Source organism: Micromonospora sp. LHW51205 (assembly GCF_003315815.1).
Classification (GTDB): Bacteria; Actinomycetota; Actinomycetes; order Mycobacteriales; family Micromonosporaceae; genus Micromonospora; species Micromonospora chalcea.
Window position 1 is genome coordinate 16,241 of sequence record NZ_QMEZ01000008.1, and the last position, 24,401, is coordinate 40,641.

The following is a 24,401-nucleotide window of genomic DNA, read 5'->3' on the forward strand; positions in this document are numbered from 1 at the left end:
ACGGAAGCAGCCTCAGACCGGCGGGATGCCGGAGCGGCCGATGTCGGACATGTCGTCGCCGATCTCGGTCCGGGTGCCGGCCACCGGCCCGGCGGTCGCCCCGGTGCGGTCCTCGATGCAGGCTTCACCCAGCCCGTGCATCAGCTCACCCACCGCGGCCAGCGCCGCGCCCTTGTCCGGGCAGGGCTGCCCGGTGGCGAGCACCCGCCCGTCGCCGCCGACCACGGTGAACCCCACGGTGCCGTCGGCTTCGCTCTCGATGACGAACTTCACCATGCTCCTCTCGCCGCCCCGGGCCGGGCGGCCCTTCAGCTCACGCCGTGCGACTGCAGCCACAACTCCAGCAGGCCCAGTTGCCACAGCTTGTTGCTGCCGGCGGCGGCCTGCGCCCGGTCCGGCTCGGCCAGCAGCTCGTCGACGTACTCCCGACGGAACAACCCGCGCCGGCGTGCCTCGGGCGCGCTGAGCGCCTCGACCACCAACTCTCGCACGGGCCCGTCGACGTTGCGCAGCGCCGGCACCGGGAAGTAGCCCTTGGGCCGGTCGATGACCTCGGCCGGCAGCACTTCCCGGGCCACCTCCTTGAGCACGCCCTTGCCGCCCTGGGCCAGCTTGTGCTCGGGCGGGCAGGCCGCGGCGAGCGCCACCAGGTCCTGGTCGAGGAAGGGCGTGCGCACCTCCAGTCCCCAGGCCATGCTCATGCTGTCGACCCGTTTGACCGGGTCGTCGGGCAGCATCAGGTGCGTGTCCAGGCGCAGCACCGCGTCCACGGCGGTCTGCGCGCCGGGCGCGGCCAGGTCCGCGGCGACCAGCTCGCCGCTGGCGTCGCGCTCACAGGTGTACGCGGGGTCGACCACCCGGTTCAGCTCGGCGTGGTCGCGGTCGAAGAACGCGGCGGTGAACTCGGCCGCGGCGTTCTCCCGCGCCGCGTCGGCGAGCCGGTGGTGGTAGCCGTAGCCGGCGAACACCTCGTCGGCGCCCTGGCCCGACTGCGCCACCTTCACGTGCCGGGCGACCTGCTCGGAGAGCAGGTGGAACGCCACCACGTCGTGGCTGCCCATCGGTTCGGTCATGGCCGCCACGGTGGCGCGTACGGCGGGACCGAGATCGCCGTCGGAGAGCTGGATGCGGTGGTGGTCGGTGCCGAACGCGCGGGCGACCAGGTCGGAGTAGTGGAACTCGTCGCCGGCCTCGTCGCCGCGGCTGTCGAACCCGATGCTGAACGTCTGGAGGTGGTGCTGCCCGGCGCCGTCGAGCAGCGCGACGATCATGCTGGAGTCGAGGCCGCCGGAGAGCAGCACCCCGACCGGCACGTCGGCGACCAGCCGGCGGCGTACGGCCGTGCGCAGCGCGTCCCCGACGGCGGCCCGCCAGTCGGCGGCGTCCATGCCGTCGTGGGCCGTGTCGCGCCGGTACTCGGGCCGCCAGTAGACGCGCTCGCGGCTGTGCCCGTCGGCGTCCACCACCCGCACGGTGGCCGGGGGCAGCTTGCGGATGCCGCGCAGGATCGTGCGGGGCGCCGGCACGATCGAGTGCCACGACAGGTAGTGGTGCAGCGCGACCCGGTCGATGCCGGTGTCGACGTCGCCCCCGGCCAGCAGCGCCGGCAGCGTGGAGGCGAACCGGAGCCGGCCCGGGGACTCGGCGAGGTAGAGCGGCTTGATGCCGAGCCGGTCGCGGGCCAGCACGAGCCGGCGGCGACGCCGGTCCACCAGCGCCACGGCGAACATGCCGACCATGTGGTCGACGAACCGCTCACCCCACTGCGCGTACGCCACCAGGATCACCTCGGTGTCGCTGGTGCTGTGGAACGTGTGCCCGGCGGCGCGCAGTTCGTCGCGCAGCTGCGGGTAGTTGTAGACGCAGCCGTTGAACACGAGCGCCAGGCCGAGGTCGTCGCGGACCATCGGCTGCGCGCCGGCCTCGGACAGGTCGATGACTGTCAGCCGGCGGTGCCCCAGCGCGATCCAGCCGTCGTCCCACGCGCCCTCACCGTCCGGGCCGCGTGAGCGCATCGCCGCTGTCATCCGGTTCACCGCGTCGGTGTCGGGGGTGACCCCGTCGAACCTGGCCTCACCGCTGATCCCGCACATCTCAGCGCCCACCGGTCAGTCGCGGAGCACCCACCATGCCAACCTCCCGCCGCGTCGTCTCCCCGGGCGGTCCGCCGGGTACGGCGACTACCCGGCCTGTGGCGAAGGAAACCCGGATGGGCGGTTGGCGAGCCGGGCACGGCGCGCCGTCGTACGGTGGCGGTACGGGCCATGTCCCCGGGCGGTCCGGCCACGGGACGTGGCCAGGATCAACGACGCCTGCCAGGAGGACGTGTGTTCGCCAATTCCGAGGAACTCCTGCGATACCTCACCGACGAGGACGTGAAGTTCGTCGACGTACGTTTCTGTGACCTGCCCGGCGTGATGCAGCACTTCAACCTGCCGGTCGAGTCGTTCGACGACAGCGTGTTCACCGACGGCCTCGCCTTCGACGGCTCCTCGATCCGCGGCTTCCAGTCGATCCACGAATCGGACATGCTGCTGCTGCCGGACGTGGCGACCGCGTTCGTGGACCCGTTCCGCGCGCAGAAGACCGTCGCGTTGAACTTCTTCGTCCACGACCCGTTCACCAGGGAGGCGTACTCCCGGGATCCGCGCAACGTGGCGAAGAAGGCCGAGGCGTATCTGGCGGCGAGCGGCATCGCCGACACCGCGTACTTCGGCGCGGAGGCGGAGTTCTACATCTTCGACTCCATCCGCCACGAGACCTCCGCCCACCAGTCGTTCTACTACATCGACTCGATCGAGGGCGCCTGGAACACCGGCCGGATCGAGGAGGGCGGCAACCGCGGCTACAAGACCGCCTACAAGGGCGGCTACTTCCCGGTGCCCCCGGTCGACCACTACGCCGACCTGCGCGACAGCATGGTCCGCCGGATGGTCGATGCCGGGTTCACTGTGGAACGGTCGCACCACGAGGTCGGCACGGGTGGCCAGTCCGAGATCAATTACAGGTTCTCGACGCTGCTGCACTCGGCCGACCAGCTCCAGCTCTTCAAGTACCTGATCAAGAACGAGGCGTGGGCGCACGGCAAGACCGCCACGTTCATGCCCAAGCCGCTGTTCGGCGACAACGGCTCCGGCATGCACACCCACCAGAGCCTCTGGCGCGGCGGCGAACCCCTCTTCTACGACGAGACCGGCTACGCCGGCCTGTCCGACACCGCCCGCTGGTACATCGGCGGCCTCCTGCACCACGCCCCCTCGCTGCTCGCCTTCACCAACCCCACCATCAACTCCTACCGCCGCCTCGTCCCCGGCTTCGAGGCCCCGGTCAACCTGGTCTACTCCCAGCGCAACCGCTCCGCCTGCACCCGCATCCCGGTCACCGGCAGCAACCCCAAGGCCAAGCGCGTCGAGTTCCGGGTCCCCGACCCGTCGGCGAACGTCTACCTCGCCTTCTCCGCGATGCTCATGGCCGGCCTCGACGGCATCAAGAGCAAGATCGAGCCGCCGGCGCCGATCGACAAGGACCTCTACGACCTCCCGCCGGAGGAGTGGGGCGACGTCAAGCAGGTCCCGGGCTCCCTGACCGAGGCCCTGGCGGCGCTGGAGGCCGACCACGACTACCTGCTCGACGGCGGGGTCTTCACCGACGACCTGATCTCGACCTGGGTCGACTGGAAGACCACGAACGAGGTGGACCCGGTACGCCTGCGGCCCACGCCGCACGAGTTCGCGATGTACTACGACTGCTGAGACCGAACACGGCGCTGACCTGGATCAACAGAATCACTGCTGATCTCGGGTACAGGCTGGTAGACCTCACGGACGGCGGTCATGCTCGGCTCATAGCCGACATGGCCGCTGCTTCGAGGCGCTGACGGCGTTGTCCGGTCAGTCGAAGGCGTTGCCGGTGATGACCCAGGCGATGCCCTGCGCAGGGTCTTCCATCGCCAGGTGCAGGTACCAGATCTCGTCGTCGGGCTCCTGCCAGACGACGCAGTGCAGACGTTTGACAAGCGCGCTGACGCTGCCCGGACCTGCGGCAGGGGTCACGTCAGCCATGGCGGCGAGTGCCTTCCAGAGAGCTGTCCGTCCCAGCGCCTGTCCGGTCCGACGCGCGTAAGGCCCTTCGCCGGTGGCCAGGTGCACCAAGCTGGGGTAGACATCGGCGAAGCGAACCTGTGATCCCTCGCGGCCCCGCAGGCCCTGCCACCGTTGACCCCTGGGCATCCTGGCACGGTCGGTGGCCACCATCGAGGCCGCTTCCCATGCGGTGCCGTGGAACGCGTACGCCTGCGTGGCCGGTGACAGGCCGTCGAGGAGTGCCACCGCGGTGTGCGGTGCCGGCCGTACAGTGGTCACAGGTAGCGGCTTCGGGTCGGCCAACTGGCTTGGACAGGCCCAGATGGTGCATCCCGAGCTGCCGGACCGGTCGTACTCGGGGATGTCCAAGGTGCTGTACCAGTTGGCGGCTTCCCACGGCTGAAGGCACAGCGGGGCATCGAGCAGCTGTGGATCGAGGTCGGCGGCCGCCCGGAGATCCTCGCCGTGCAGCACGCGAGTGTGGGCTGTCAGATGCCGCGTGCGTGGGTCGGCCAGATGTGGGGTCAGTTCTCGCCACGTGTGGTTTTGGGCTACCACCTCCCACAGGGGCCCCGGGACGCCCTTGTCGTCGTCGGGAAACAGTTCGGCTGCGGCGGCGGCGATCCCGGCCGGCGCTTCCAATGCCACGACGTGGGCCGTCTCCCGCCGCTGGTCGACCGGCCCCGCCTCGACTGTGGCAGCGAACCTCAGCAGGTCGTGCCAGCGTCCGGCGTCGGCAAGCAGGTCGAGGTCGCCGTATGAGACACCAGGTGAGGTCACCTCGTCATTCTGCCGCTCTGCGTGCCGCCACCCGTGGGGGCGGTGGTCGGCGGAAAACGGCCTCGGGCCGGCCTCCGCCCTCGTACCGTCGAGACATGATCCCGCCTCACGACGAGCTGCCGACCGTTCCGTGCCGGTGGAGCCGTCGGTGAGGCCGCGGCCCACCACCACCGCCACCACCCCGACACCGGAGATCCCCACCGTCCTGACCCTCGGGGTGGAAGAGGAGTTCCTGCTGCTGGACCCGGTCACCGGCGAGAGCATGCCGGTCGCCGACCGGGTCCGCGAGGCGCTCTCCGGGACCGCACGCGAGCAGAGCCGGCAGGAGTTCCGGCACAGCATGGTGGAGATGGTGACCCCGGTCAGCCCCGACCTCGGCCGGCTCCGCGAGCACCTGGTCACGCTGCGGCGAGCGGCCGCCGAGGCGGCCGAGGCGGCCGAGGCGCGACTGGTGGCGGTCGGCGCCACGCCGGTCTGCGAGGTCCACCGCACGGTGCCCGACGAGCAGCGCTACCACGACATGTCCCGCCGGTTCGGCCCGGTGGCGCACGACCCCGCGGTCTGCGGCTGCCACGTGCACGTCGGCGTACCCGACCGGGAACTGGCCGTGCAGGTCTGCAACCACCTGCGCCCGTGGCTGCCGGTGGTGCAGGCGCTCACCACCAACTCACCGCTGCACGACGGGCGGGACACCGGGCACGCCAGCTGGCGCTCGATGCAGCTGGAACGGTGGCCGAGCATCGGGCCGACGCCGCACTTCCACTCCGCCGCCGACTACGACGCCACGGTCCGGGACCTGATCACCGCCGGCATCATGCTCGACGCGGCGATGGTCTACTGGTACGCCCGGCCGTCGGCGGCGTACCCCACAGTGGAGATCCGCGTCGGCGACGTCTGCCCCACGGTCGACGACACCGTCCTGATCGCCGGGCTGGTCCGGGCGCTGGTCGCCACCGCGATCGACGACATCCGCGACGGCGTGCCGGCCCAGCGCATCCGCGACTGCCTCGTCGCCGCCGCACACTGGCGGGCAGCGCACGACGGCGTGGACGGCGACCTGGTCGATCTGCGCACCGGGCGGCCCCGGCCCGCCTGGGACCTCGTCGACGACATGCTCGACATCGTCACGCCCGCGCTGACCCGCCACGGCGACCTGGACCTGGTCCGGCGCCAGACGGACCGGGTACGCCGCGAGGGCACCGGCGCCACCCGGCAACGTCAGGTCATGGCCGACACCGGCGGCGACGTCCGCGTGGTGCTCGCGCACCTGGCCGCGCAGACCGTCGCGGCCTGAGATGAGCGGCCCGGCCGACGACACGCCGGATCGGGCCCGCGCCCGGTCAGCGCAGCCCGGCGAACAGGTCGTCCTCCGGCGTCGGCGCGCCGGTGGTGTCCCGCACCCGCACGAACGTCTCCATGCCCATCAGCTCGGTGAACCGCTCCTGCCCGAGGCGCAGGAAGAAGATGTTCTCCGCCTGGCTGGCGTGCGCGGCGAGCGACGCGAACTTCTGCCCGCCGTAGCCGCTGGTGTTGACCCAGGTGGTGATCTCGTCGTCCGGCAGGCCCAGCGCCGGCGTCTCGTCGGTCGCCTCCGGCTCGGGGAACTCCACCCCGATCTCGCGCATGACGGTGCCGAACTGCTGGAACGCGCTGCGCGGCACGGTGGTCCAGTAGACCTTGGCCGGGATGCCGGTCTGCTCGACGGCGGCCATGGTGATGCGGTGGGCCTGGATGTGGTCCGGGTGGCCGTAGAAGCCGTTCTCGTCGTAGGTGACGACGACGTCGGGACGGTAGCGCCGGATCAGCTCGGCCAGCCGGCCGGCCGCCTCGGCCACCGGCGTGTTCCAGAACGCGCCGGGCGCGTCGTTCGTGGCCCAGCCCATCATCCCGGAGTCGCCGTAGTCGAGCGTCTCCAGGTGGGTCACCTTGAGCGCCTCGCAGCTCGCGGCCAGCTCGGCGCGGCGCATCTCGACCACGGCCTTCGGGTCGTGCCCGGGGTCGCCCGGCTTGGTTCCGCCGGGGCCGTCGCCGCACCCCCCGTCGGTGCAGGTAACGAGCACAGTGGTCACGCCCTCGGCCGCGTAGCGCGCCAGGATGCCGCCGGTGCTCGTCGCCTCGTCGTCGGGGTGCGCGTGCACCGCCATCAGGGTCAGGGATCGATCGGTCACCCCGTCACCATACGAGCATCGGCCGACGAACTAGCATTGCCCGGTCCGCAGACGGCGACGGAAGCGAGGCGCGATGGGTTGGCTCCAGCGGTTGCTCGGTGGCGGACGGGTCGAACTGGACCCGACACGTCAGCAGGAGCTGCTGCGGGACGTGCGGCAGTCCTACGGGGCGCACGCCCGCCTCCGGTTCCCGGAGCAGGCCGACGCGATCACCCGGCTGCTGTCCGATGACGACGGTCTCGTGGTGGCCGCCGGGATCGTCTGCGAGGCCGCCGACCAGGCGCACGCCGACCTGCTGGGCCAGGCGCACGAGGTGTTCCGGCGTACCGGCCGGCGACTGCTGGTGCACCGCCGCAACTACCGGCCCCTGTGGAAGGAGGCCGGGCCCGCGCTGCGCTGGCCGCTCGGCGCGCTGCCCAGCGGGCTGCACCCGTACGCGCAGGTGGCCGGCGCCGTGGCGGCGGTCGGCGGGCGGGCCGACCGGCTGGACAAGGTGACCGATCCGCAGCCGTTCGTGACGCGCCTGTTCGAGGTGCTCGACCTGACCACGGCCGGCTGGGAGTTCGGCCGGGTGCGTGTGGACACCGACAGCGCGTCGCTGGTGGAGCGGCTGATGGGCACCGGCGCGCGGGTGCTCGCGACGATGGACGACCCGCCCCGGCTGCCGCCGGCGGTGCGGGAGATGATGCGCCGCAACCACCGCATCGCCGTGTACGACCCGGCCGGTCCCCGGGTGGTCGGCGAGTTCAATCTGGGCGCGCGGCTGCGCGAGACGCTGCTGGCCTGACCGGCGGCACGCCCCGCCCCGGCCGGGTTGCCGCGGCGGGGCGCGTCAGCGGTCAGGTGGTCGTGCAGGTGAGGTTCGTCGGCGGGCTGTTGGTGCCGCCGGCCGTGCCGATGAAGCCGAACGTGGTGGAGCCGCCGGCCGGCACCGAGCCGTTGTAGTCGACGTTGCGCACCGTGACGTTCGCGCCGCTCTGGGTGTGCGTGCCACTCCAGATCTGGTTGATCACCTGACCGTTCGGGAACGTCCAGGACACCGTCCAGCCGCGGATCGCGGTGGCGCCGGCGGTCACCGTGACCTCGGCCTGGAAGCCGCCCGACCAGGAGCCGGTGATCGCGTACGTGGCACGCGCGCCGGACGGCGCCGGGGAACTGGTGGTCGGGGTCGGGGTCGGTGACGGCGTGGACGTCGGCGTCGGCGTCACGGTCGGCGAGGGGGTCACGCCCGGCCGGGCCGCCCGGTAGGTGTGGCCGGCGTGGACGGTGAGCGCCACGACGTCGGACTCCGGCCGGGTGGTGGCGGGCGTGCTGCCGTCGGTGACGTCGGTGAGGGTGAAGCTGCCGGTGAACAGCCGGGACCGCAGTCGCAGCGTGCCGTCGCGGTCGGCGCGGGCGCTGATCTCGTCGGCCTGGCTGTTGCTCCAGGTCAGCGCCACCGTGTAGCCACCCCGGCCGCGCAGTCCCGCGACCTGCCCGGCGGGCCAGGCGCTGGGGAGCGCGGGCAGCAGGTGCAGCTCCCCGGTGTGGCTGTGCAGCAGCATCTCGGCGATGCCCGAGGTGGCGCCGAAGTTCCCGTCGATCTGGAACGGCGGGTGCAGGTCGAACATGTTCGGCGCGAGCCGGTCGGTGCGGACCAGGTCGCGCAGGAGCTTGTGGGCGCGGGCGCCGTCCTCCAGCCGGGCCCAAAAATTGATCTTCCAGGCGAGGGACCAGCCGGTCCCGTCGTCGCCGCGCAGCTCCAGCGTCTTGCGGGCGGCCTCGTACAGCGCCGGGGTGCCCCGCCTGGTGATCTGGTTGCCGGGATGCAGCCCGTACAGGTGGGAGACGTGCCGGTGGGTGCGCTCGGTCTCGACCCAGTCGGCGAGCCACTCCTGCACGTTGCCCCGCGAACCGACGCGGCTCGGTGGCAGCCGATCCTTGGCCGTCCGCACCTGGGACCGGAACGTGGTGTCGACGCCGAGCACCTCGCTGGCCCGGGCCGCGGCGTCGAACAGGTCGCGCAGGATCTGGTTGTCCATCGTGGGTCCGGCGCAGACGCTGGCGTTGGCGTGGTGCGCCAGCTCCGGCGAGTTCGACGGGTTCGTCACCAGGTAGCCGAGCGTCGGATGGGCGACCAGGGTGTCGAGGAAGAACTGGGCGGCGCCCTTGAGCGCCGGGTAGTTGGCCTGGAGGAAGCCGAGGTCGCCGGTGAACAGGTAGTGGTCCCAGATGAGCGTGCTCAGCCAGGCCCCGCCGGTCTGCCACATGCCCCAGAACGCGCCGTCCACCACCGACGCGCCCCGCCAGGCGTCGGTGTTGTGGTGGGTGACCCAGCCACCGGCGCTGTACTGTGCCTGGGCGACCCGCGCGCCGGTGACGGTGAGGTCCTTGACCATGTCGAAGACCGGCAGGAAGCACTCGGACAGGTTCGTGGTGTCAGCCGGCCAGTAGTTCATCGGCAGGTTGGCGTTGACCGTGTACTTCGAGTCCCAGGACGGCGTGAGCGAGTCGTTCCAGATGCCCTGCAGGTTCGCCGGCTGGGTGCCCGGCCGCGACGAGGAGATCAGCAGGTACCGCCCGAACTGGAACAGCAGCGCGGCGAACTGCGGGTCGTTCGTGCTTGCGTGCTGCGCGATCCGTACGTCGGTGGGCTGGTCGGCGGCGGCGGTGCGGCCCAGGTCGATCGTGACCCGGTCGAACAGCGCCTGGTAGTCGGCGCGGTGGCGGGTGCGGAGCTGGTCGACGTCGACGCTCTTGGCGGCGTTCAGCCGGTTGCGGGCGATGCCCTGGTAGTCGCCGTTGACGGTGCGGTAGTTGACGTAGCTGGTGCCGATCGAGATCAGGACCGTCACGCTGGTCGCGCCGGACACCCGCAGCGTGCCGCCGGAGCTGCTCACCGTGCCGCCGGTGACGGCGGCGTTGGCCAGCGCGAGGAACCGCACCGAGCCGTTGACCCCCTCCATCGAGCCGGAGATGCCGTCGAGCGCGACTGTCGCGCCGTCCGGGCTGGACACGGTGGTCCGCTGCGGGCTGTCGAACGCGGCGGAGAACGTGATCGCGTTCGCCCGGTCGGCGGTCAGCCGGAGCACTATCACCTGGTCGGGCGCGCTGGCGAACACCTCCCGCTGGTACCGGACACCGTTCAGCACGTACGTGGTGGTGACGGTGGCGGTGGTGAGGTCCAGCGTCCGGTTGTACTGCGTCGCCCCGCTCGCCGACCCGAAGGAGAGCCGCAGGTCGCCGACGGTCTGGTAGGCGAGCTGACCGCCGGGGCTGCCCATCATGGTCTGGTTGATCAGATCCTGGGCCGAGGTCCACTGGTCGGCGAAGACGCGACGCCGGATCTCGGCCAGGTTGGCCGCGCCCCTGGTGTTCGCCGAGTCGTACGGGCCGCCGGCCCACACGGTGTCCTCGTTGAGCTGGAGCCGTTCGGTGTCGATGTTGCCGAAGACCATCGCGCCGAGCCGCCCGTTGCCGATCGGCAGGGCGCGCAGCCAGTCGGTGCCGGCCGGTTCGTCGTACCAGAGCGCCAGGTCGTTCGCGGCGAGCACCTGCACCGGCGCCGCCGAGCCGGCGCGGGCGGCGGCGCTCCAGGCGGCCGGCACCAGCGCGGCGCCGGTGCCGGCCGCTGCGGCCTTGATGACGTTGCGTCGTGTCACTTCAGACATGCTTTTCTCCCAACCGCGCGGATCAGAGGCGGGTCCGGATGCGCGGCGCTGCCCTGTTATCGCTAACAGATTGCGCCTCGCACACCCGGACGCCGCGTTCCTGCCACTCCGCGCCCAGGGCTCCCGACCGGGCGACACGTCGGCCAACAAGGACTCTCATGGATGAAGTGACATCGCGTCAAGGGGTGTTACCGCTAACAGACGCGATCCGTGGCGCACTCGCCGGGCCGAGCGGGGCGCGGGCGCGGCCGGCCGGCCCACCCGGGCCACGTGCACGATCCGCTCCGGCGCCACGTCCAGCAGCGTGCCGAGCGCGCCACGGGTGGCGGCGACGTCGACGAGCTGACTGAGCGGGTGCGCGGCCAGCCCGGCCGTGTGCAGCGTCAGCCACATCCGCATCAGCACGCGTCCGAACTCGACCTGCCCGGCCGCGTCCAGACCGGGCGGCGCGATCAGCGCCAGCACCCCGCCGCCCTGCGCCAGTGGATCACCGCCCGCGGCGGCGAGCAGCCGGGGCAGCCCCAGCGGGCGCAACGCCGGGTACGCCGCGAGCGCCGCCCGCAGTCCGGTGGCCGCCGCCCGGCCCAGCCCGAGGCAGCTGTCACTGAGCCCGTCGCTCCGGTAGCGCGGGCACGCCCGGTCCAGGCGCAGCCAGCGGCGCAGCTCGGCGACCACCGACGGGTCGGCGTACACGTGCCGGTCGGCCGTGCGCAGCAGCGCGCGCAGCCGCCCGGCCGCCGGCACCACGCGGGCCGCGCCACCGGCCCGGCGGGCGACCGCGTCCACGGCCGCGACCACGTCGGCGTCCGGGCCGCCGGTGAACCGGCCCCGGTGGGTACGCCGATCCCACACGTCGGCGGCGCAAAACGGCGTCCGGTACGGCTGCCGGGCCGGACGCAGCCGCCCCACCCGCCGGTCCGACTCGTCGTGGTCGGCGGCCCAGTCCAGCCGCAACCCCGCGTCGGCGGCGACGATCAGGCAGGTCTCCACGAACGCGCCCAGCGACAGCCGCAGGTCCCGCCCGGTCGGATCGCCGGCGGGCAGCGTGTCGGCCGGGTCCCAGCCGACGGTGATCGCCCAGCGCTCGTAGCGCAGCCGCCACGGCTGGGTGTTGTGCGCGCTCGGCGCCCGCCAGCACAGCGGCTCCAGCGCGCGGAACGCGGCGAGGTCCATGCTCACCGCTCCCTGGCGTAGAACGTGTAGCCGTGCAGCGGGCGTCCGCCGAGGCGCCGGTACTGGGCGGCCGACGCCGGGTTGTCCCGCCCGACGTACGTGCTGCGCAGCGCCGTGTATCCGCCCTCGTGCAGGTTGCGGTGCAGGTGCTCCGACAGCAGCCGCTGGTAGCCGCGCCCCTGGAACCGCGGCACCACACCCTTGACGATCAGCACCGCCTCCCGCCGGTACCGGCGGCGGGTGGCCAGCAGCCGCAGCTGGTTGACCGGGTTCAGGTCGCCGCGCACAGCGACCAGGAAGTCGCTGATGTCGGGCACGCAGAGCACGAACGCCACCGGCTGCCCGTCGCGGGTCAGGTAGAGCAGCAGCGAGTCATCCAGCAGGTACGCCAGCCCGTCGGTCTGCCGCCGCAACTGCGCCGCCGAGATCGGCGTGTAGTAGCCGAGCTGGGCGAAGGAGTCGTTCAGCATCCCGCGCAGCAGGTCCAGCTGTTCGTCGAGCCGCCGGCTGTTCCCCCGGTGCAGGTCCAGCCGGGAGCCGTCGGGCTGGACGCCCAGCGCGGGCGGCGGTCCGGTCGGCGGCGGCACCGGGCAGATCCAGGTGTCGGAGACGAACCGTCCGGTGAACCCGTTCTCCTCGTACGCGTCCGGGTAGTGCGGCGGGTTCCACGCGCTGTCCACGAAACCCCGGTCGGCGTACCCGGAGGTGATCACGCCACCGGCCTGGTTGGGCAGCAGCGCCACCGGCCCGAACAGCAGGTCCCGCCCGGGCATGGCGTGCGTGGCGATTGCGTCGAACAGCGGCCGGGCGGCGTGCGGGGTGAACTCGGTGAGCCCGAACAATTGGCACCGGCGGCCGAGCTTGGCGTCGAGGTCGGCGTCGGTGTGCAGCGTGGTCCGCCCGACCACCGCGCCGGAGGCGTCGCGCAGCACGTACATCGGCACGCCGTCGCGCCACCAGCGGCGGATCTGCTGCCGGGGCGTCGGCACGTAGCGGGACTCGTCCGCGTACAGCCGGTCGGTGAGGGTGAGGAAGTCGCGCAGGCCGCGCCGGCCGGTCACACGCTCGAGCCGGTGGCCGGTCACCGGCGCACCGCCGGTCCGGTCGTCTCCGCGCCCAGCGGCGTGAACCGCTCGATGTGGCCCATCGCGCCGTCCTCGGCCCGCCACGCGCCGTTTGAGTAGCCGTCCGGGGAGGCGGTGTAGAGGCGGATGAACCCGGCCGTGGCGTTGCGGTTGCCGTCGGTCAGCCACATCATCAGCTTGCGGTGGTGCCGGGTCCGGGCGAAGCGCAGCAGCGCGTCGCGGTCGGTGAAGAACGCGATGGTGCCGAGCGTCAGCGGGAACTGCCAGTAGACGGTGTGCCAGCAGTAGCCGGACATCCGGCGCATGTCGCGCACCATCCGGATCCAGTCGGGGGCCAGGCGCAGCAGCACCAGCGGGTTCGCGTACCGGGTGCCGCCGATGAACATGGCGCCGGCGCGGGCCTGGGCCGGGGCGCGGGAGAAGTCACGGGTACGCATCGCTCACCTCACCAGGTAGACGTTCTTGATCTTCTGCATGGCGGCGAACGGGCCGCCGCCCGGCTCGTGCAGCTCCACCCGCAGGTCACCGGCGGTCGGGTCCTCCACCAGGGACTGCGCGAAGTCCCGCGACACCGAGGTCAGGTGCGCGCGTACCCCGTCGCGGCAGGCGTCGGCGAGCGCCGCGCGGGCCGCGGCGTCCAGCGGGCGGCGCAGCTCCGCGTGGATCACCGGCCGGGTCTCCAGCGCCGCGTCCTCGTGCAGCGTGAGACAGAACCTGTTGATCTCGGCGGCGTACGGGTTGCCGGTGTAGAGGCCGTACTCGACGTCCTGCGGGTAGAGGTTCGCGCCCAGGTAGGACACCGTGGAGTCGCTGCGGCCGAACAACAGCAGCAACGGCAGCGTCATCCGCTCCTCGGCCACCGCGGTACGGAACTCGGCGCGACGCACCGGGTCGGCGTTGGCCAGTTCGACGATCCGCCGGTACGGCACCAGCAGCGCCTCGTCGCCGACGTTGTAGCGCAGCCGGGGCTGGAGCACGTGCGGGCCGGTGACAGTGCAGAGCAGCTCCCGCCGGTCGTTGGTCTCCAGGTAGGTGGCGAACGGGTTGTACTGGAACACCATCGGCAGCCGCTGCTCGCCGCGGCCCAGCAGTTCCGCGCGCAGTCCCGCGTCGGTGCGCAGCCGCCGCCGCAACCAGACCGTGAACCGGGTCTCCGCGCCGATGCCGATGGTCAGGTCCGACGCCCCGTACGCCGACCGCACCCGCACGAACCGCTGCTCCAGGTAGTCGCGCAACGCCTCGGTCATCCCCTCGCCGCCGCAACTGGCGAAGATCCGGTACCGCGACCACGGAAAGTCCTCGGCGTCGAGCCGGTCCCGCAGGTGCTTGAGGAACGGCGGGTACGCGGTCACCAGGTAGTCGTGGCCGGGGCCGAACTCGCGCAGCGTGTCGACGATCTTCCCCAGGTCGGGGCCGGTGTTCTTCACCGTCGCGATCCGGGCCATCGCCGCGCCGGTCGTGGTGCCGGTCGCCCAGGCGCCCATCGAGTACGCGTTGATGACGAACGGTCGACGCATCGGGAACGCCAGCCCGGTGTACCCGGCGATGTCGCGGTGCACCGCCCGCAGCTCCCGCTCGCCGCGCGGCCAGTTGAACGGCCGCCCGGACGAGCCGGCCGACTCGTCGACCACCACGCCCCGCTCCGGCATCCGCCCGTCCCGGCACCGGGCCGAGGCGTCGTACGCCATGACGTACCCACGTTTGTCGGTCTCCGGGAAGTCCCGCAGCCGGCGGCGCAGCCCGCCCGGGCGGGCCCGCAGGAACGCCTGGTAGGCGGGCACCCGCCGGGCGGCGCGGACGCAGGTGGACCGGGCGTTCGCGGCGGCGAGCCGGTCGAGGACCGGGTGGTGGCGCCGGGCCAGCCACCTCCAGCCGGCGGGGTGGTGGGCGATGAGCCGGGCCAGCGCGGCGACCGCGCGGCCGGCGGGGGCCAGCGCGGCCTCGGCGGGCAGCGGCGTGTCGACGGTACGCAAGGCGGCGTGTCGGTGCAGCGTCTCGGCCATGACAAGGATCCTGTCGACGCCGCCGCGCCCGCACATGAGCGACGGGACGGTACTGCGCTGAGTACCCGTACCCAGTGACGCCGGCACTGTCCGGGATCCGACTGCTCCTCCGGCGACGGGACCGGCCGTGACATTTACGCCGGCCACCGCGGCCTACGGCGGACGCAGTGCCGCTGACCGGTGCATTCACCTGCCCCGCCGCCGACCGTCTGCCGAATGGACACGGCGTGCGCTCACCATTCGGCGGTGATATTTGGGCCACACCGGCCGGGGATGCCTGAATGAATAGTCGGCGTTTTCTCCGGACGTGCGACGGCAGTGCCACCAATCATTGCCTTTCGTCGGCTCGTCGGCATCCATTCGGCGGATCACGGCACATTGGACCGGCCGATAGAAAGGTTCCCATCCTGTTTGTTCGCACAGGCCGCCGGAACACCGTACGCGGTCCCGTCCATGGGACTGTGCAGTTCACGGACGGTTTACGACGAAAGGAGCAGGGCCTGATGACATCCCGCTTCCGACATGACCCGGGGGACGGCCGGCAAGCCGATCCGCCCGACGCCACGCCCGGCAGCTTCGGGGCGAGCCTATCGCCGTCCGCGCGTGCCGCCCTCACCGCCGCGGGCACCCGGCACCGCTACCGGGCGGGCACACCCCTGTTCCACCAGGGCGACCCCTCTCGTCACGTGGTGCTTGTCGAACAGGGCTGGGTGAAGGTCACCTCCACCTCTCGCCGGGGCTGGGAGGCACTGCTGGCCATCCGCGGCCCCGGCGACATCCTGGGCGAACTGTCCGCGGTGGACGGCCGTCCCCGTCTGGCCACGGTGACCGGCCTGTCGCCGGTGCACGCAACCCTCATCACCGCCGAACGGCTGCACACCTGCCTCGCCGAATGGCCCGAGATCGCCCTGTCCCTGCTCCGCCACCTGGCCGCCAGCCTGCGGGAGGCCGACGGCCGCCGAGTCGAGTACGGGTCCAGCAACGGCGACAACCGCCTGATCGGCCTGCTCGTCGAACTGCTCGACAAACACGGGGTCGGGACCGCCGACGGGATGTTGCTCGACCTGCCGTTGAGCCAGCAGGACCTCGCCGCGGCGGTCGGCACCTCGCGAGAGGTGGTGGCACGCACGCTCCGTGTGCTGCGCAACCGCCACATCGTGTCGACGCGTCGCCTGCGGATCGTCGTCGTCGAGCCCGATTTGCTCCGGTCGTTGGCTGGCTCTGTGTCGATGTCGACAGATTCGCCGTGGTCCTCGACAACGTGAGGTCCGACTTTTCCCGGGACCCTTGTCGCCAACGGTGTCCGCCCCTCCACGAAGGAGCGTCATGGTTCACCCCACCCGATCCCGGCTCGCCGCTCGGCGGCCGACGCGGCTCACCCCCGCGACCGTCCGATGGCAGCGACGTACCGGCACCCACCCGACGGCGGCCACCCGCCTCACCGAACGGCTGCTCACCGAGGCTCGCGAGGAACTGCGGCGCGCGGACGCCAAGGCCACCCAGTGGCTCGGCCTGTTCGGCGGGGCGCTGCTCGCCCTCGCGACCGGGCTGGTCGGGGCGTCCTGGTCGCCGCACCGGCTGACCGGGACGGCGGTCTGGACCTGGTGGACAGGCTGCCTGGCGGCGGCGCTGGCCCTGGCCGCCGTCATGATGGCGCTGCTGCCCAGGACCGGCGGGGACCCGGAGCTGCGACTGGTCGCCTACTTCGGGCACGTGCACCGGCTGCGTGACCCTGAGGAGGTCCGGCGCCATGTCGAGCGCGCCGCCCACGACACCATGCCCAGCCTGATCTCCCAGCTCTGCTGGATCAGCCGGCTCGCCATGACGAAGTACCGCTGGACCCGCGCCGGAACGGTCCTCGCCATGTTCGCGGCCGCCCTGATCGCGGTGAGCCTGCTGTGACCGGGACGACCGAGCGAGAGGAGCGACAGGTGCCTGAGCCCGACCGGCACGCGAGGGCGACCACCCGCTGGTCCACTGCCAGTTTCCTCGGCCGTCTCCACCCGGTCGACCGGATGGCCCTGCTGCGCATCGGGAACCGGGAAGAGTTTCCCGACCGCCAGTGCCTGCTGCGGCAGGGGGACAGTGGACGTCACCTCCTGCTGCTCACCAGCGGCCGGGTCCGTGTCGAGGTGGAAGGCCCGCGTCAGGAGCCCCTCGGAATCGCGCTGCGCTCGTCCGGAGACCTCGTCGGCGAGCTGGCCTATCTCGACGACCGTCCCCGGTCCGCTTCGGTGGTCGCCGTCGGACCGGTGGTTGCCCAGCACATCCCCGCCTCCTCCTTCGACCGGTTCCTGCACCGTCACCCCGTCGCCAACCGGCCCTTCGCCCAACTCCTGGCCGCCCGGTTGCGCGCCGCCGACCGGCGGACGGTGGCCGCCTCGTACGACACGGCCACGCGGGTGGCCGGCACCCTGTGCGACATGGCGGTGGCGGACGGCGGCCTGCTCGTCGTCCACACGACCCAGCGCGAGCTGGCACGACTGGTGGTCGCCTCGCAGGTGTCGGTACACCGGATCTTGAGGCGGTTCGTGAAGGCGCGACTGGTGGTCACCCGGCACGGATCGATTCTGATCCGGGACGAAGCGGGATTGTCGGCGATCGCCGAGGCGAGGGCGAATTGCATCACCTGATGTAGATCAACTGGCTTGCCGCGACATTACCACCGCAGAGTGACAACCGACCCCCTTCCACCGAAGCAGGTGATTTCCGTGGAACATCCACGCCCTTGGACGGCAATTTCGTCCGACATAGTCCGCTCCAGCGACGGCGGCTATCCGCGTCAATCCGACCTCGCGGTCGCCACCGAGAGCGTGATCGCCGAGGCGCAGCGCGACTGCCCCTACCCCGGGCCATGGATCCGCCGCGAGCGCGGCGACGGCGAACTCACTCTCGCCCCGGCCGACGTGCCTTTGGCCTGGCTACTCACCGACTACCTCCGTCGGCTCGAGGCCGGTGTGCTGGCCTGGAACCGCAACAAGAACGACGCGCACCAGTTGCGGCTGCGGGTCGGTGTCGACTTCGGACTGGTCAAGATCGACTCCGACGGTGTGCCCCGGGGTGGCGACGCGATCGTGAACGCGGCTCGGCTGCGGGACTGCGACGTCGCCCGGGAGGCCACCGTCGCAGTGCCGCACGCTCCGGTCGTCGCAGTCGTCTCCGATGCGGTCTACCGGCAGGTCGTGCCCTATGGAGAGCGGGGAACACGGCCGGAGATGTTCCGACGCGTGCGCGCCGCTGTGCCGGAGAAGGATTACGAGACGACCGCCTGGTTGCACGTGCCCGGCCACCACCCGCCGTACCTGAGCGACCCGATGGACGAACCGGAGTCGGAGTTCGACACCCGGTCCGCCCCCGCCGCGACGAAACGGGAAGCGCGGTCGGACAGATCGCCCGGCGGCCGGGACGAGCGGCCCGCCCCGCCCGAACGCTCCGAGGTGACAAACATCGGCAGTCAGGTGAATGGCGATCACAACCAGTTCCAGATTCGGGACATCAACCTCGGGGGAGGCTCGGCGTGAGCGCCGACGACCCGGCCACCGCGCCTGCCGGCGATTCGCCGGGCGCCGAGCCCGTCCCCCGGCCGGGTGATGCAGCGGCAGCCGGACAACCGGAGGCCCCGGCTCAGCCGGTGACCCCACCCGCCTCGGCGACGGGCTCCCCGAAGCCGGAGACAGCGGAGGAGAGCACCGGACCGTCCCCGTCGACGGGAGGGGCGAGCGGCGAAACGGCGGCGGCGCTAGGCGCCGGCTACCGGAGGCGGATGGACCAGTTCCGGCCGGTGGACGAAGGGGCGAGCAGGCAGCAGTCCGACGCGCGGGACACGAGCTGGCAGGACGGCGGCAGCGACGAGCCCGGCACCGCCGACACGTTGTCCTGGCGCATGGACCGCGAACGGAAGTCCTACGGCATCCAGGTCAACGGCAACCACACGCTGCTCAGTCTCGTCCTCCCCGACGGACGGCAGATCAGCGTACTTCGGTCGCAGCGAACGCCGGAAGGGCTGCGGGAGACGGCCCGGGGCTACGTCGAGGTCGCCGCCTTTCCGCAGCTCGTCGCCCGGCTCCGGGAGCAGCATGTGATCCTCCTGGCGGGTGGCGACGGGACCGGGCGGAGGACCACCGCAGACATGATGCTGTGGCAGGTCGCCGGCATCGACCGGGTCGCCGGCATCGAATGCGCCCAGAGCGAGGCGACCGCCGCCGAGCTCGCCGGCAAGGAAGACCTCCTGCTGCCGAAGTACGGCACTGTCCTGGAGCTGCCCGGGAAGGCCAGCGTCGGCGCGGGGACGCTACGCGCGTTCGAGCGCCTCGCCCGCGAGCGCAAGGCGTACGTAGTGCTCCTTGTGGACCAGACCGACGCGACGGGCTCCGCGCTCACGCCATACGCGGTCGCGTACGAGCCACCGGACCCGCAGTACGTGCTGCGCCGGCACCTGGTGCGGATGCTAGCCCGCCGAAGGCGGTGCACCGCCGGTTGCGCGCCCTGCCGGGGAGCCTGCCGACGGGCGTTCGTCGAGCGGTGCGTCGCCCAGCCGAGGGTCGTCGAGGAACTCGCTGCCCGTCCCCGGCCGGCTCAGGCGGTGGAACTCGCGGCCGCGCTGGCCGAGTGGAGCGGAGTCGACAGTGACCTCGTCGCCGCGCTGGGTGGCCTGCGGCGCACCCGCCGCGACTTCGCGGCGCGGCTGCTCGGCGTCGGCAAGTCGGCCCGCCCGGCCGAGGGCGAAGAGGACCCGCAGGCGGCACCACGCCGACAGGCCTTCCAGATCGCGTACGCCGCGTTCGACGAACACCCGCTAGCCGATGTCTTCGATGCCGCTGAGCTGCTGCTGGGCATCTTACAGGCGGTGGAAAGCGGGGCGGAGCGGGTGAGCCGGGTGGTCTTCGACGGCGGCATCGCGCAGATGCTGCGTTTGGAGGCCGAGGGCCCGCTGGCCGCGACGGACCTCGCCGAGCAGCCCCGACGAGCACGGTTGGTCGATCCCTTCCAGCTCAACGCCATGCTGGACGCGGCCTGGAACGACTTCGATGGTGCTCGGCTGCCACTGCTGCTCTGGCTGGAACAACTCGTCTTCACCCGCCGCGACCTCGTCCGGGAACGGGCCGCCCGCCTTGCCGGGTGGCTGGCCACCCTCGACTTCGACGAGGTGTGGCACGCCCTGGTCCGTCGATGGGCCGGCGACGGGCGCGGCACCGTCCGACAGGCGGCCGCGTCGGCGCTGGATATTGCCGCCCGAGATGCCCAGATCGCCGGCCGGATACAGAGCCGGATCCGCGATTGGGTCCGCAGCAACGACGCGCAACTCCACGACACCGCAGCCCGCGCGTACGGCACCCGGATCGGCCTGCTCGCCCCGACGGATGCCCTGCGCGAACTGCGCACGCTGGCCAGCCGTGACGATCTGAACGCCAGCGCATCCGTGGCGCGCTCACTGCTCGTGCTCTACCGCCCGGCCGAGGCATACCTGTCCGAGACGCCGGGAGACCCGGAGGCCACCTGGCGAACTCTGCTGGCCTGGCACGACGACGACCTGCACCGGCTGCGGGTACACGCCGCCCGAGGGCTGACGCTGCTGGCCCGTCGCGCCGGCCCCTCCCCCTGGGAGAGCTGGCCGCTGCTGCTGGCCGGGGCTGCGGACTTCATTCCGGACACCGAGGAACTGGCTCGGCTCTGGCGGGCGGCACTCACCGATCCGACCACCGCGTACCGGGCCTGGAACATCCTGTACGCCTGGCTCCGACTCGCCGACGACGACCCGGAACTGGCCGAACGGGTCGTCGACCTGGTCAGCCGCGTGCTTGTCGGGCCAGTGGCCGTCCGCGGCCGGTTCCACCTGACGCACCGATGGAAGGACTCCCCCACCGCGCGCCGGCTGGCCGGCATGCGCTGGGGCGCACCACCCGCGACTCGACCGATGGCCGAACCCGACACCGGAGGTAACCCGTGAGCAGCACGAAGCCCCGACCCGACACGCCGCGGCGTAACCTCTGGCGCCGGCTGGTCGACTGGTTCCGCGGCACGTCGCCGACGGGGCCGGTTCCGCCCCACCCCTTGCCGGAGGTCGTCTACCAGCCCGCTGGGGACGGCAGCCTGGTCACCGCGCTCTGCGCCGGCGACGTCTTCGAGTTCCAGGTGCACGCCCACCTGATCTGGTCCAGCCGCGACATGACCTACGACGAGCTGACCGAGCAGGCCGGCGTGTTCAGCAGCAGCGCCCGGGACAGCGTGCGGGAACGGATCTGGGCGATCGGCCGGACGTTCTCCCCGTACCACTCGGCGGCCGCCGAGCAGGCCATGCAGGAGGCTCTGAAAAGCGACTGGTGTTACTCGGGCGACGCCGGCAAGGTGCGCTGCCGCGCCCAGGTGCGGGTGCTGCCCGACCCGCGGGTACGGGAACACCTGCTGCCGTACGCGTTGCAGGAGCTGGACGTGGAGGCCAACGCAACACTCGGCACGCTGCGGGCCGTACGGTTCGGGGAACTCACCGGCCGGTGGCGGGATCTGCTCGACAGCCTCGGGTACGACGCCAAGGTCGCATACGCCGCCCAGCTCACCGATCCGGCATTCGCCGGCGTCCTCGCCCGGCTTGTCAACCACCGGCGTGCCTCCGTCCTGGAACTGGCGGACGTGCTGCGCCAATCGGCCAAGGACCACGAGCACGTGGGCATGTACGAGTTCGCCACGGCCTACGACCTGGCGTACCAGACGTTCTGCAAGCAGATGGGCATCGACCGCACCTTCCCCGCTCCGGTCGAGACCGAGCCGCAGCCGACGGTCGCCTCATGAGGGCCGCCCGGATCGCGCTCGCGACCGCGCTCGTCGCGACACTCGGCGCAGCCGTGGCCTGCGGCGGGGACAAGGAGGAGCCGGACTGCGCCAGCCAGCCGGGCCTGCCGGTCGAGGGCGTCGGTAACACGGTCGTCCTGCTCGACGTCACGGCGTCCGTCCGGTCCGCCGGGCCCGCGCCCGACTACGCCGCCGCCGTCGCCCCGACGCTTGACGCGGCCGTCGAGCGCGCCGACGTGGTCTCCATCGGCACCTTCGACGGCTCCGCCGCCACCGTGACGTGGACCGTCGAGAGCTATCCCACCGCCGCGACCAGCAAGCGACCGAGCAACCAGGCGGTGGAGCGGAAGGACACAAAGGCCTGCCTCGGCCGGCTCGCCGCCCGAGCCGCCACTATCACAGCACGTACGGCCGGCACGGACGTGCTCGGAGCGATGAGCGTCGCCGCCACCCACACCGGGGCGGCCGGCGACGCGCGGCGCACCGTCGTCCTCGCCACCGACGGGCTCGCCACCGCCGGCTGCGCCGACCTGAGCCGTGAACCGGTCGGTGCTCCCCGGCTGATCGAGGCGTCCGCGGACGACTGCCCGAAACGACCCGACTGGCCGACGTCGGTTAAGGGCGTGCACCTGCGGATGCTCGGGGTGGGGCACCCGGCCGACGGCCAGCCGGTGCTGGAAACCGGCCACCTGGCCTGGCTCCAGCAGTACTGGGAGCGGCTGTGCCTGGTCGCCGCGGCGGCATCGTGCGAGGTGTCCACCGCCCCGGTTGCCGTCGTGCGGCGTGGAGACGGCAGCAGCGGCGTTCCGCCCGCCGACCCGGTCGTTCGTTTCACGCCCGGCGCCGGCCCGCCCAACCCGCCGGCCGATCGGAAAACCTTCAACATCGACTCGGCGGCGCTCTTCGCCACCGGCTCCGACGAGGTCGGCGCAGCCGGCCGGCAGCGACTCGCCGAGATTGCGAAGCAGGTCGACCGGTCGAAGGTCACCGCACTCGAGGTGATCGGTTACACCGATTCGCGCGGCAGCGACCAGTACAACAGGGACCTGTCGGAGCGGCGGGCCGTCACGGTGGGTCGCGAGTTGACCAGCCTCGGTCTTCCCACCCCCAGGACCCGGGGTGCCGGCGAGACCGGTCGGCTGTGCACCCGGGAACAACTGCCGAACGGGTCGTGGGACGAGGCGTGCCTGCAACGCAACCGCAGGGTGGAGATCGTGATGACCACAGAGAGCGGATGACGATGGACGACGTACGCACGACCGGCAGCCCGAACGGCCGCCGATACCTACCGGTCCCCTGCCCCCGGCCGATCACACTCGGGGTCACCCGGCTCGCGGCCGGCGGACCCGTCTCCGAGCCCGAACCCCACCGACCCGATCAGCTGTCCCACCACGAGTCCGCCCGGCTTATCCGCTCGCGGAACGAGGCGGAGCAGGCCCTGGCCGACGCCCATCCGGCGCTGCGGGAGGCCGGAGAACGCCTGATCGACGCCTGGCATGGGGCGAAGAGTGCGCTGCATCCGCTGTCGATGCTCGTAGCCGAGCGGGAGCTGCACGACGCGGCGCGTGACCAGCGCCGCAACGACCAGGAGCACGCCGACGACGGCGCGGAGGACCGGCGGGATCAGCCCCAATGGCAACGCTCCTGGGTCGTCTGGGCCGTGATCCTGGTCAGTGCGGTCTACGACACGGTCTTCTTCGCCACGTCGTTCCGGGACGCGATCGACGCCCCGGACGACAAGCTCAGCTTCGAGTACTGGATCTCCTACCTGCCCGGATTCAGCATCGCCATGGCGCTGATCCTCGCCGGCAGCTGGCTGGCCATACCCCTGTTCCGGCACCGGAGCCGGGCCGACCGGCGATCGCTGCGACGCCGTCTGGGCTGGCGGCTGCTGTTCCGCCGCGTGTTCGTGGAGTGGCGGCCCGAGGACGAGGAGCGCGGACATGACGCGCTGCCCTGGGCGAGCTGGCCACTGCCGGTGAGCTTCGCGATCCTGGTCGTCGGGGTGCTCGGCCTGTGGGCCTGGCTGCGGGGAGCCAAGCTGCCCCAGCCCGAGCTGCGCTGGCCGCTCGTGGGCCTGTTGGTGCTGCTCACCGTCGCAGCGGTTGCTTTCAAAGCCAGCGCGCACAACCCGTACGCCGACCGGAAAGCCCGGATCGAACAGCGGCGCGAAGCCGCCGTCGCTCGCTACCAGGCCCTGCTCGATGAAGCGAACCGGTACCTGGGCCTGCACGCCAAACGCTGGCAGGAACTCCGCCTAGCCGTGGAGGAGGCCGCGACGGCGGTCCAGCGGCATGTCGCCGAAGCCTGGGCCGAGATAGCCGAGGCGCGTGCCCGGCACGGCCTGACCGGCATGGTTGCGCCAGGATTCCTCGCGCCCGGCGCCGACGACCCGGCCGACGGGCGGATGTTCGAGGGCCTGACCAGCCCGGCGCTGCGGGTGACGGCGTTGCGGCACTCGCTTGAGTTGTTGAACCGATATCGGCCGGAAGACCTCGCCGAGGAACTGGACAGCTTGCGCCGGCAATTGGACGCACAGCTCGCCGCTGGCTGGCGGCCGGTGCTGGCGATCGGCGGCGGACCCGCCAGCGGGCCAGGCGAGGCCCAAAACACGTGACCCAGCCGCGTGGGCGCCCGGCCCGACCCGGGTGCCCACGCCGCCCGCCCCCGCCTG

General features: G+C 72.0%; 20 protein-coding genes. 11 read left to right on the forward strand and 9 right to left on the reverse strand.

Annotated elements, in window-relative coordinates:
- Positions 1–12: 12 nt before the first annotated feature.
- On the reverse strand, positions 13–276 hold the full coding sequence (locus DQE82_RS24775) for a hypothetical protein (RefSeq protein ID WP_222948895.1): 264 nt from the start codon (positions 274–276) through the stop codon (positions 13–15).
- Positions 277–308: 32 nt separating this feature from the next.
- The gene (locus DQE82_RS24780) at positions 309–2,093 is read right to left on the reverse strand and encodes an N-acetylglutaminylglutamine amidotransferase (protein WP_113974262.1); all 1,785 of its coding nucleotides are present in this window, start codon (positions 2,091–2,093) and stop codon (positions 309–311) included.
- A gap of 234 nt (positions 2,094–2,327) precedes the next feature.
- Here DQE82_RS24780 and glnA point away from each other — a divergent pair, with 234 nt between their 5' ends.
- The gene (gene glnA, locus DQE82_RS24785) at positions 2,328–3,752 is read left to right on the forward strand and encodes a type I glutamate--ammonia ligase (RefSeq protein ID WP_113974264.1); all 1,425 of its coding nucleotides are present in this window, start codon (positions 2,328–2,330) and stop codon (positions 3,750–3,752) included.
- A 138-nt stretch (positions 3,753–3,890) separates the two neighbouring features.
- Here glnA and DQE82_RS24790 read toward each other — a convergent pair whose 3' ends face one another.
- Complete coding sequence (locus DQE82_RS24790; protein ID WP_113974266.1) at positions 3,891–4,862, reverse strand: hypothetical protein; 972 nt, start codon at positions 4,860–4,862, stop codon at positions 3,891–3,893.
- A 148-nt stretch (positions 4,863–5,010) separates the two neighbouring features.
- On the opposite strand from DQE82_RS24790, the gene DQE82_RS24795 reads away from it, so the two are divergent.
- Positions 5,011–6,156 (forward strand): glutamate--cysteine ligase, encoded by a 1,146-nt coding sequence (locus DQE82_RS24795; protein WP_113974466.1) that lies wholly within the window; start codon positions 5,011–5,013, stop codon positions 6,154–6,156.
- A gap of 46 nt (positions 6,157–6,202) precedes the next feature.
- Here the strand turns inward: DQE82_RS24795 and DQE82_RS24800 are convergent, their stop codons facing one another.
- The gene (locus DQE82_RS24800; protein WP_113974268.1) at positions 6,203–7,030 is read right to left on the reverse strand and encodes a PIG-L family deacetylase; all 828 of its coding nucleotides are present in this window, start codon (positions 7,028–7,030) and stop codon (positions 6,203–6,205) included.
- Between the two features lie 73 nt (positions 7,031–7,103).
- On the opposite strand from DQE82_RS24800, the gene DQE82_RS24805 reads away from it, so the two are divergent.
- The gene (locus DQE82_RS24805) at positions 7,104–7,817 is read left to right on the forward strand and encodes a hypothetical protein (protein WP_043324727.1); all 714 of its coding nucleotides are present in this window, start codon (positions 7,104–7,106) and stop codon (positions 7,815–7,817) included.
- Positions 7,818–7,869: 52 nt separating this feature from the next.
- On the opposite strand, the gene DQE82_RS24810 is transcribed toward DQE82_RS24805, so the two are convergent.
- The 5 genes from DQE82_RS24810 to DQE82_RS24830 all read right to left on the reverse strand — a co-directional run bounded on the left by DQE82_RS24810 (position 7,870) and on the right by DQE82_RS24830 (position 14,941).
- The gene (locus DQE82_RS24810) at positions 7,870–10,680 is read right to left on the reverse strand and encodes a glycoside hydrolase N-terminal domain-containing protein (RefSeq protein ID WP_113974270.1); all 2,811 of its coding nucleotides are present in this window, start codon (positions 10,678–10,680) and stop codon (positions 7,870–7,872) included.
- A gap of 156 nt (positions 10,681–10,836) precedes the next feature.
- On the reverse strand, positions 10,837–11,853 hold the full coding sequence (locus tag DQE82_RS24815; protein WP_113974271.1) for a nitroreductase: 1,017 nt from the start codon (positions 11,851–11,853) through the stop codon (positions 10,837–10,839).
- A gap of 2 nt (positions 11,854–11,855) precedes the next feature.
- Positions 11,856–12,938 (reverse strand): hypothetical protein, encoded by a 1,083-nt coding sequence (locus DQE82_RS24820; protein ID WP_113974273.1) that lies wholly within the window; start codon positions 12,936–12,938, stop codon positions 11,856–11,858.
- Positions 12,935–13,375, reverse strand: coding sequence for a hypothetical protein (locus tag DQE82_RS24825; RefSeq protein WP_064446256.1), 441 nt, complete (start codon positions 13,373–13,375; stop codon positions 12,935–12,937). The genes DQE82_RS24820 and DQE82_RS24825 overlap by 4 nt, the downstream gene beginning before the upstream one ends.
- 3 nt (positions 13,376–13,378) lie before the next feature.
- Positions 13,379–14,941 carry a phenylacetate--CoA ligase family protein gene (locus tag DQE82_RS24830; protein ID WP_113974275.1) on the reverse strand — a complete coding sequence of 521 codons (1,563 nt, stop codon included), beginning with the start codon at positions 14,939–14,941 and terminating at the stop codon, positions 13,379–13,381.
- Between the two features lie 461 nt (positions 14,942–15,402).
- Here DQE82_RS24830 and DQE82_RS24835 point away from each other — a divergent pair, with 461 nt between their 5' ends.
- The 8 genes from DQE82_RS24835 (at position 15,403) to DQE82_RS24870 (ending at position 24,344) form a co-directional block, all read left to right on the forward strand.
- Entirely contained in the window at positions 15,403–16,206 is an 804-nt protein-coding gene (locus DQE82_RS24835; RefSeq protein WP_233514776.1) for a Crp/Fnr family transcriptional regulator, read from the forward strand.
- A gap of 61 nt (positions 16,207–16,267) precedes the next feature.
- Complete coding sequence (locus tag DQE82_RS24840; protein ID WP_113974279.1) at positions 16,268–16,843, forward strand: Pycsar system effector family protein; 576 nt, start codon at positions 16,268–16,270, stop codon at positions 16,841–16,843.
- Positions 16,844–16,872: 29 nt separating this feature from the next.
- Positions 16,873–17,574 (forward strand): Crp/Fnr family transcriptional regulator, encoded by a 702-nt coding sequence (locus tag DQE82_RS24845; RefSeq protein ID WP_147265163.1) that lies wholly within the window; start codon positions 16,873–16,875, stop codon positions 17,572–17,574.
- 39 nt (positions 17,575–17,613) lie between these two features.
- Entirely contained in the window at positions 17,614–18,462 is an 849-nt protein-coding gene (locus DQE82_RS30715) for a hypothetical protein (protein WP_158560006.1), read from the forward strand.
- A gap of 242 nt (positions 18,463–18,704) precedes the next feature.
- Entirely contained in the window at positions 18,705–20,888 is a 2,184-nt protein-coding gene (locus tag DQE82_RS24855) for a hypothetical protein (protein WP_113974283.1), read from the forward strand.
- Positions 20,885–21,727, forward strand: coding sequence for a hypothetical protein (locus DQE82_RS24860; protein WP_113974285.1), 843 nt, complete (start codon positions 20,885–20,887; stop codon positions 21,725–21,727). Before DQE82_RS24855 ends, DQE82_RS24860 begins: the two co-directional genes overlap by 4 nt.
- The gene (locus tag DQE82_RS24865; protein ID WP_113974287.1) at positions 21,724–22,965 is read left to right on the forward strand and encodes an OmpA family protein; all 1,242 of its coding nucleotides are present in this window, start codon (positions 21,724–21,726) and stop codon (positions 22,963–22,965) included. The genes DQE82_RS24860 and DQE82_RS24865 overlap by 4 nt, the downstream gene beginning before the upstream one ends.
- The gene (locus DQE82_RS24870; RefSeq protein WP_147265164.1) at positions 22,962–24,344 is read left to right on the forward strand and encodes a hypothetical protein; all 1,383 of its coding nucleotides are present in this window, start codon (positions 22,962–22,964) and stop codon (positions 24,342–24,344) included. Before DQE82_RS24865 ends, DQE82_RS24870 begins: the two co-directional genes overlap by 4 nt.
- The last annotated feature ends 57 nt before the right edge of the window (positions 24,345–24,401 follow it).

Bases quoted from the DNA above. Each gene is read 5' to 3' on its own strand.
- DQE82_RS24865 (WP_113974287.1), top strand. From the start codon at position 21,724: ATGAGGGCCGCCCGGATCGCGCTCGCGACCGCGCTCGTCGCGACACTC.
- DQE82_RS24825 (WP_064446256.1), bottom strand. From the start codon at position 13,375: ATGCGTACCCGTGACTTCTCCCGCGCCCCGGCCCAGGCCCGCGCCGGC.
- DQE82_RS24775 (WP_222948895.1), bottom strand. From the start codon at position 276: ATGGTGAAGTTCGTCATCGAGAGCGAAGCCGACGGCACCGTGGGGTTC.
- DQE82_RS24805 (WP_043324727.1), top strand. From the start codon at position 7,104: ATGGGTTGGCTCCAGCGGTTGCTCGGTGGCGGACGGGTCGAACTGGAC.
- DQE82_RS24780 (WP_113974262.1), bottom strand. From the start codon at position 2,093: ATGTGCGGGATCAGCGGTGAGGCCAGGTTCGACGGGGTCACCCCCGAC.
- DQE82_RS24870 (WP_147265164.1), top strand. From the start codon at position 22,962: ATGACGATGGACGACGTACGCACGACCGGCAGCCCGAACGGCCGCCGA.
- DQE82_RS24855 (WP_113974283.1), top strand. From the start codon at position 18,705: ATGGACCAGTTCCGGCCGGTGGACGAAGGGGCGAGCAGGCAGCAGTCC.
- DQE82_RS24840 (WP_113974279.1), top strand. From the start codon at position 16,268: ATGGTTCACCCCACCCGATCCCGGCTCGCCGCTCGGCGGCCGACGCGG.
- DQE82_RS24830 (WP_113974275.1), bottom strand. From the start codon at position 14,941: ATGGCCGAGACGCTGCACCGACACGCCGCCTTGCGTACCGTCGACACG.
- DQE82_RS24815 (WP_113974271.1), bottom strand. From the start codon at position 11,853: ATGGACCTCGCCGCGTTCCGCGCGCTGGAGCCGCTGTGCTGGCGGGCG.
- DQE82_RS24810 (WP_113974270.1), bottom strand. From the start codon at position 10,680: ATGTCTGAAGTGACACGACGCAACGTCATCAAGGCCGCAGCGGCCGGC.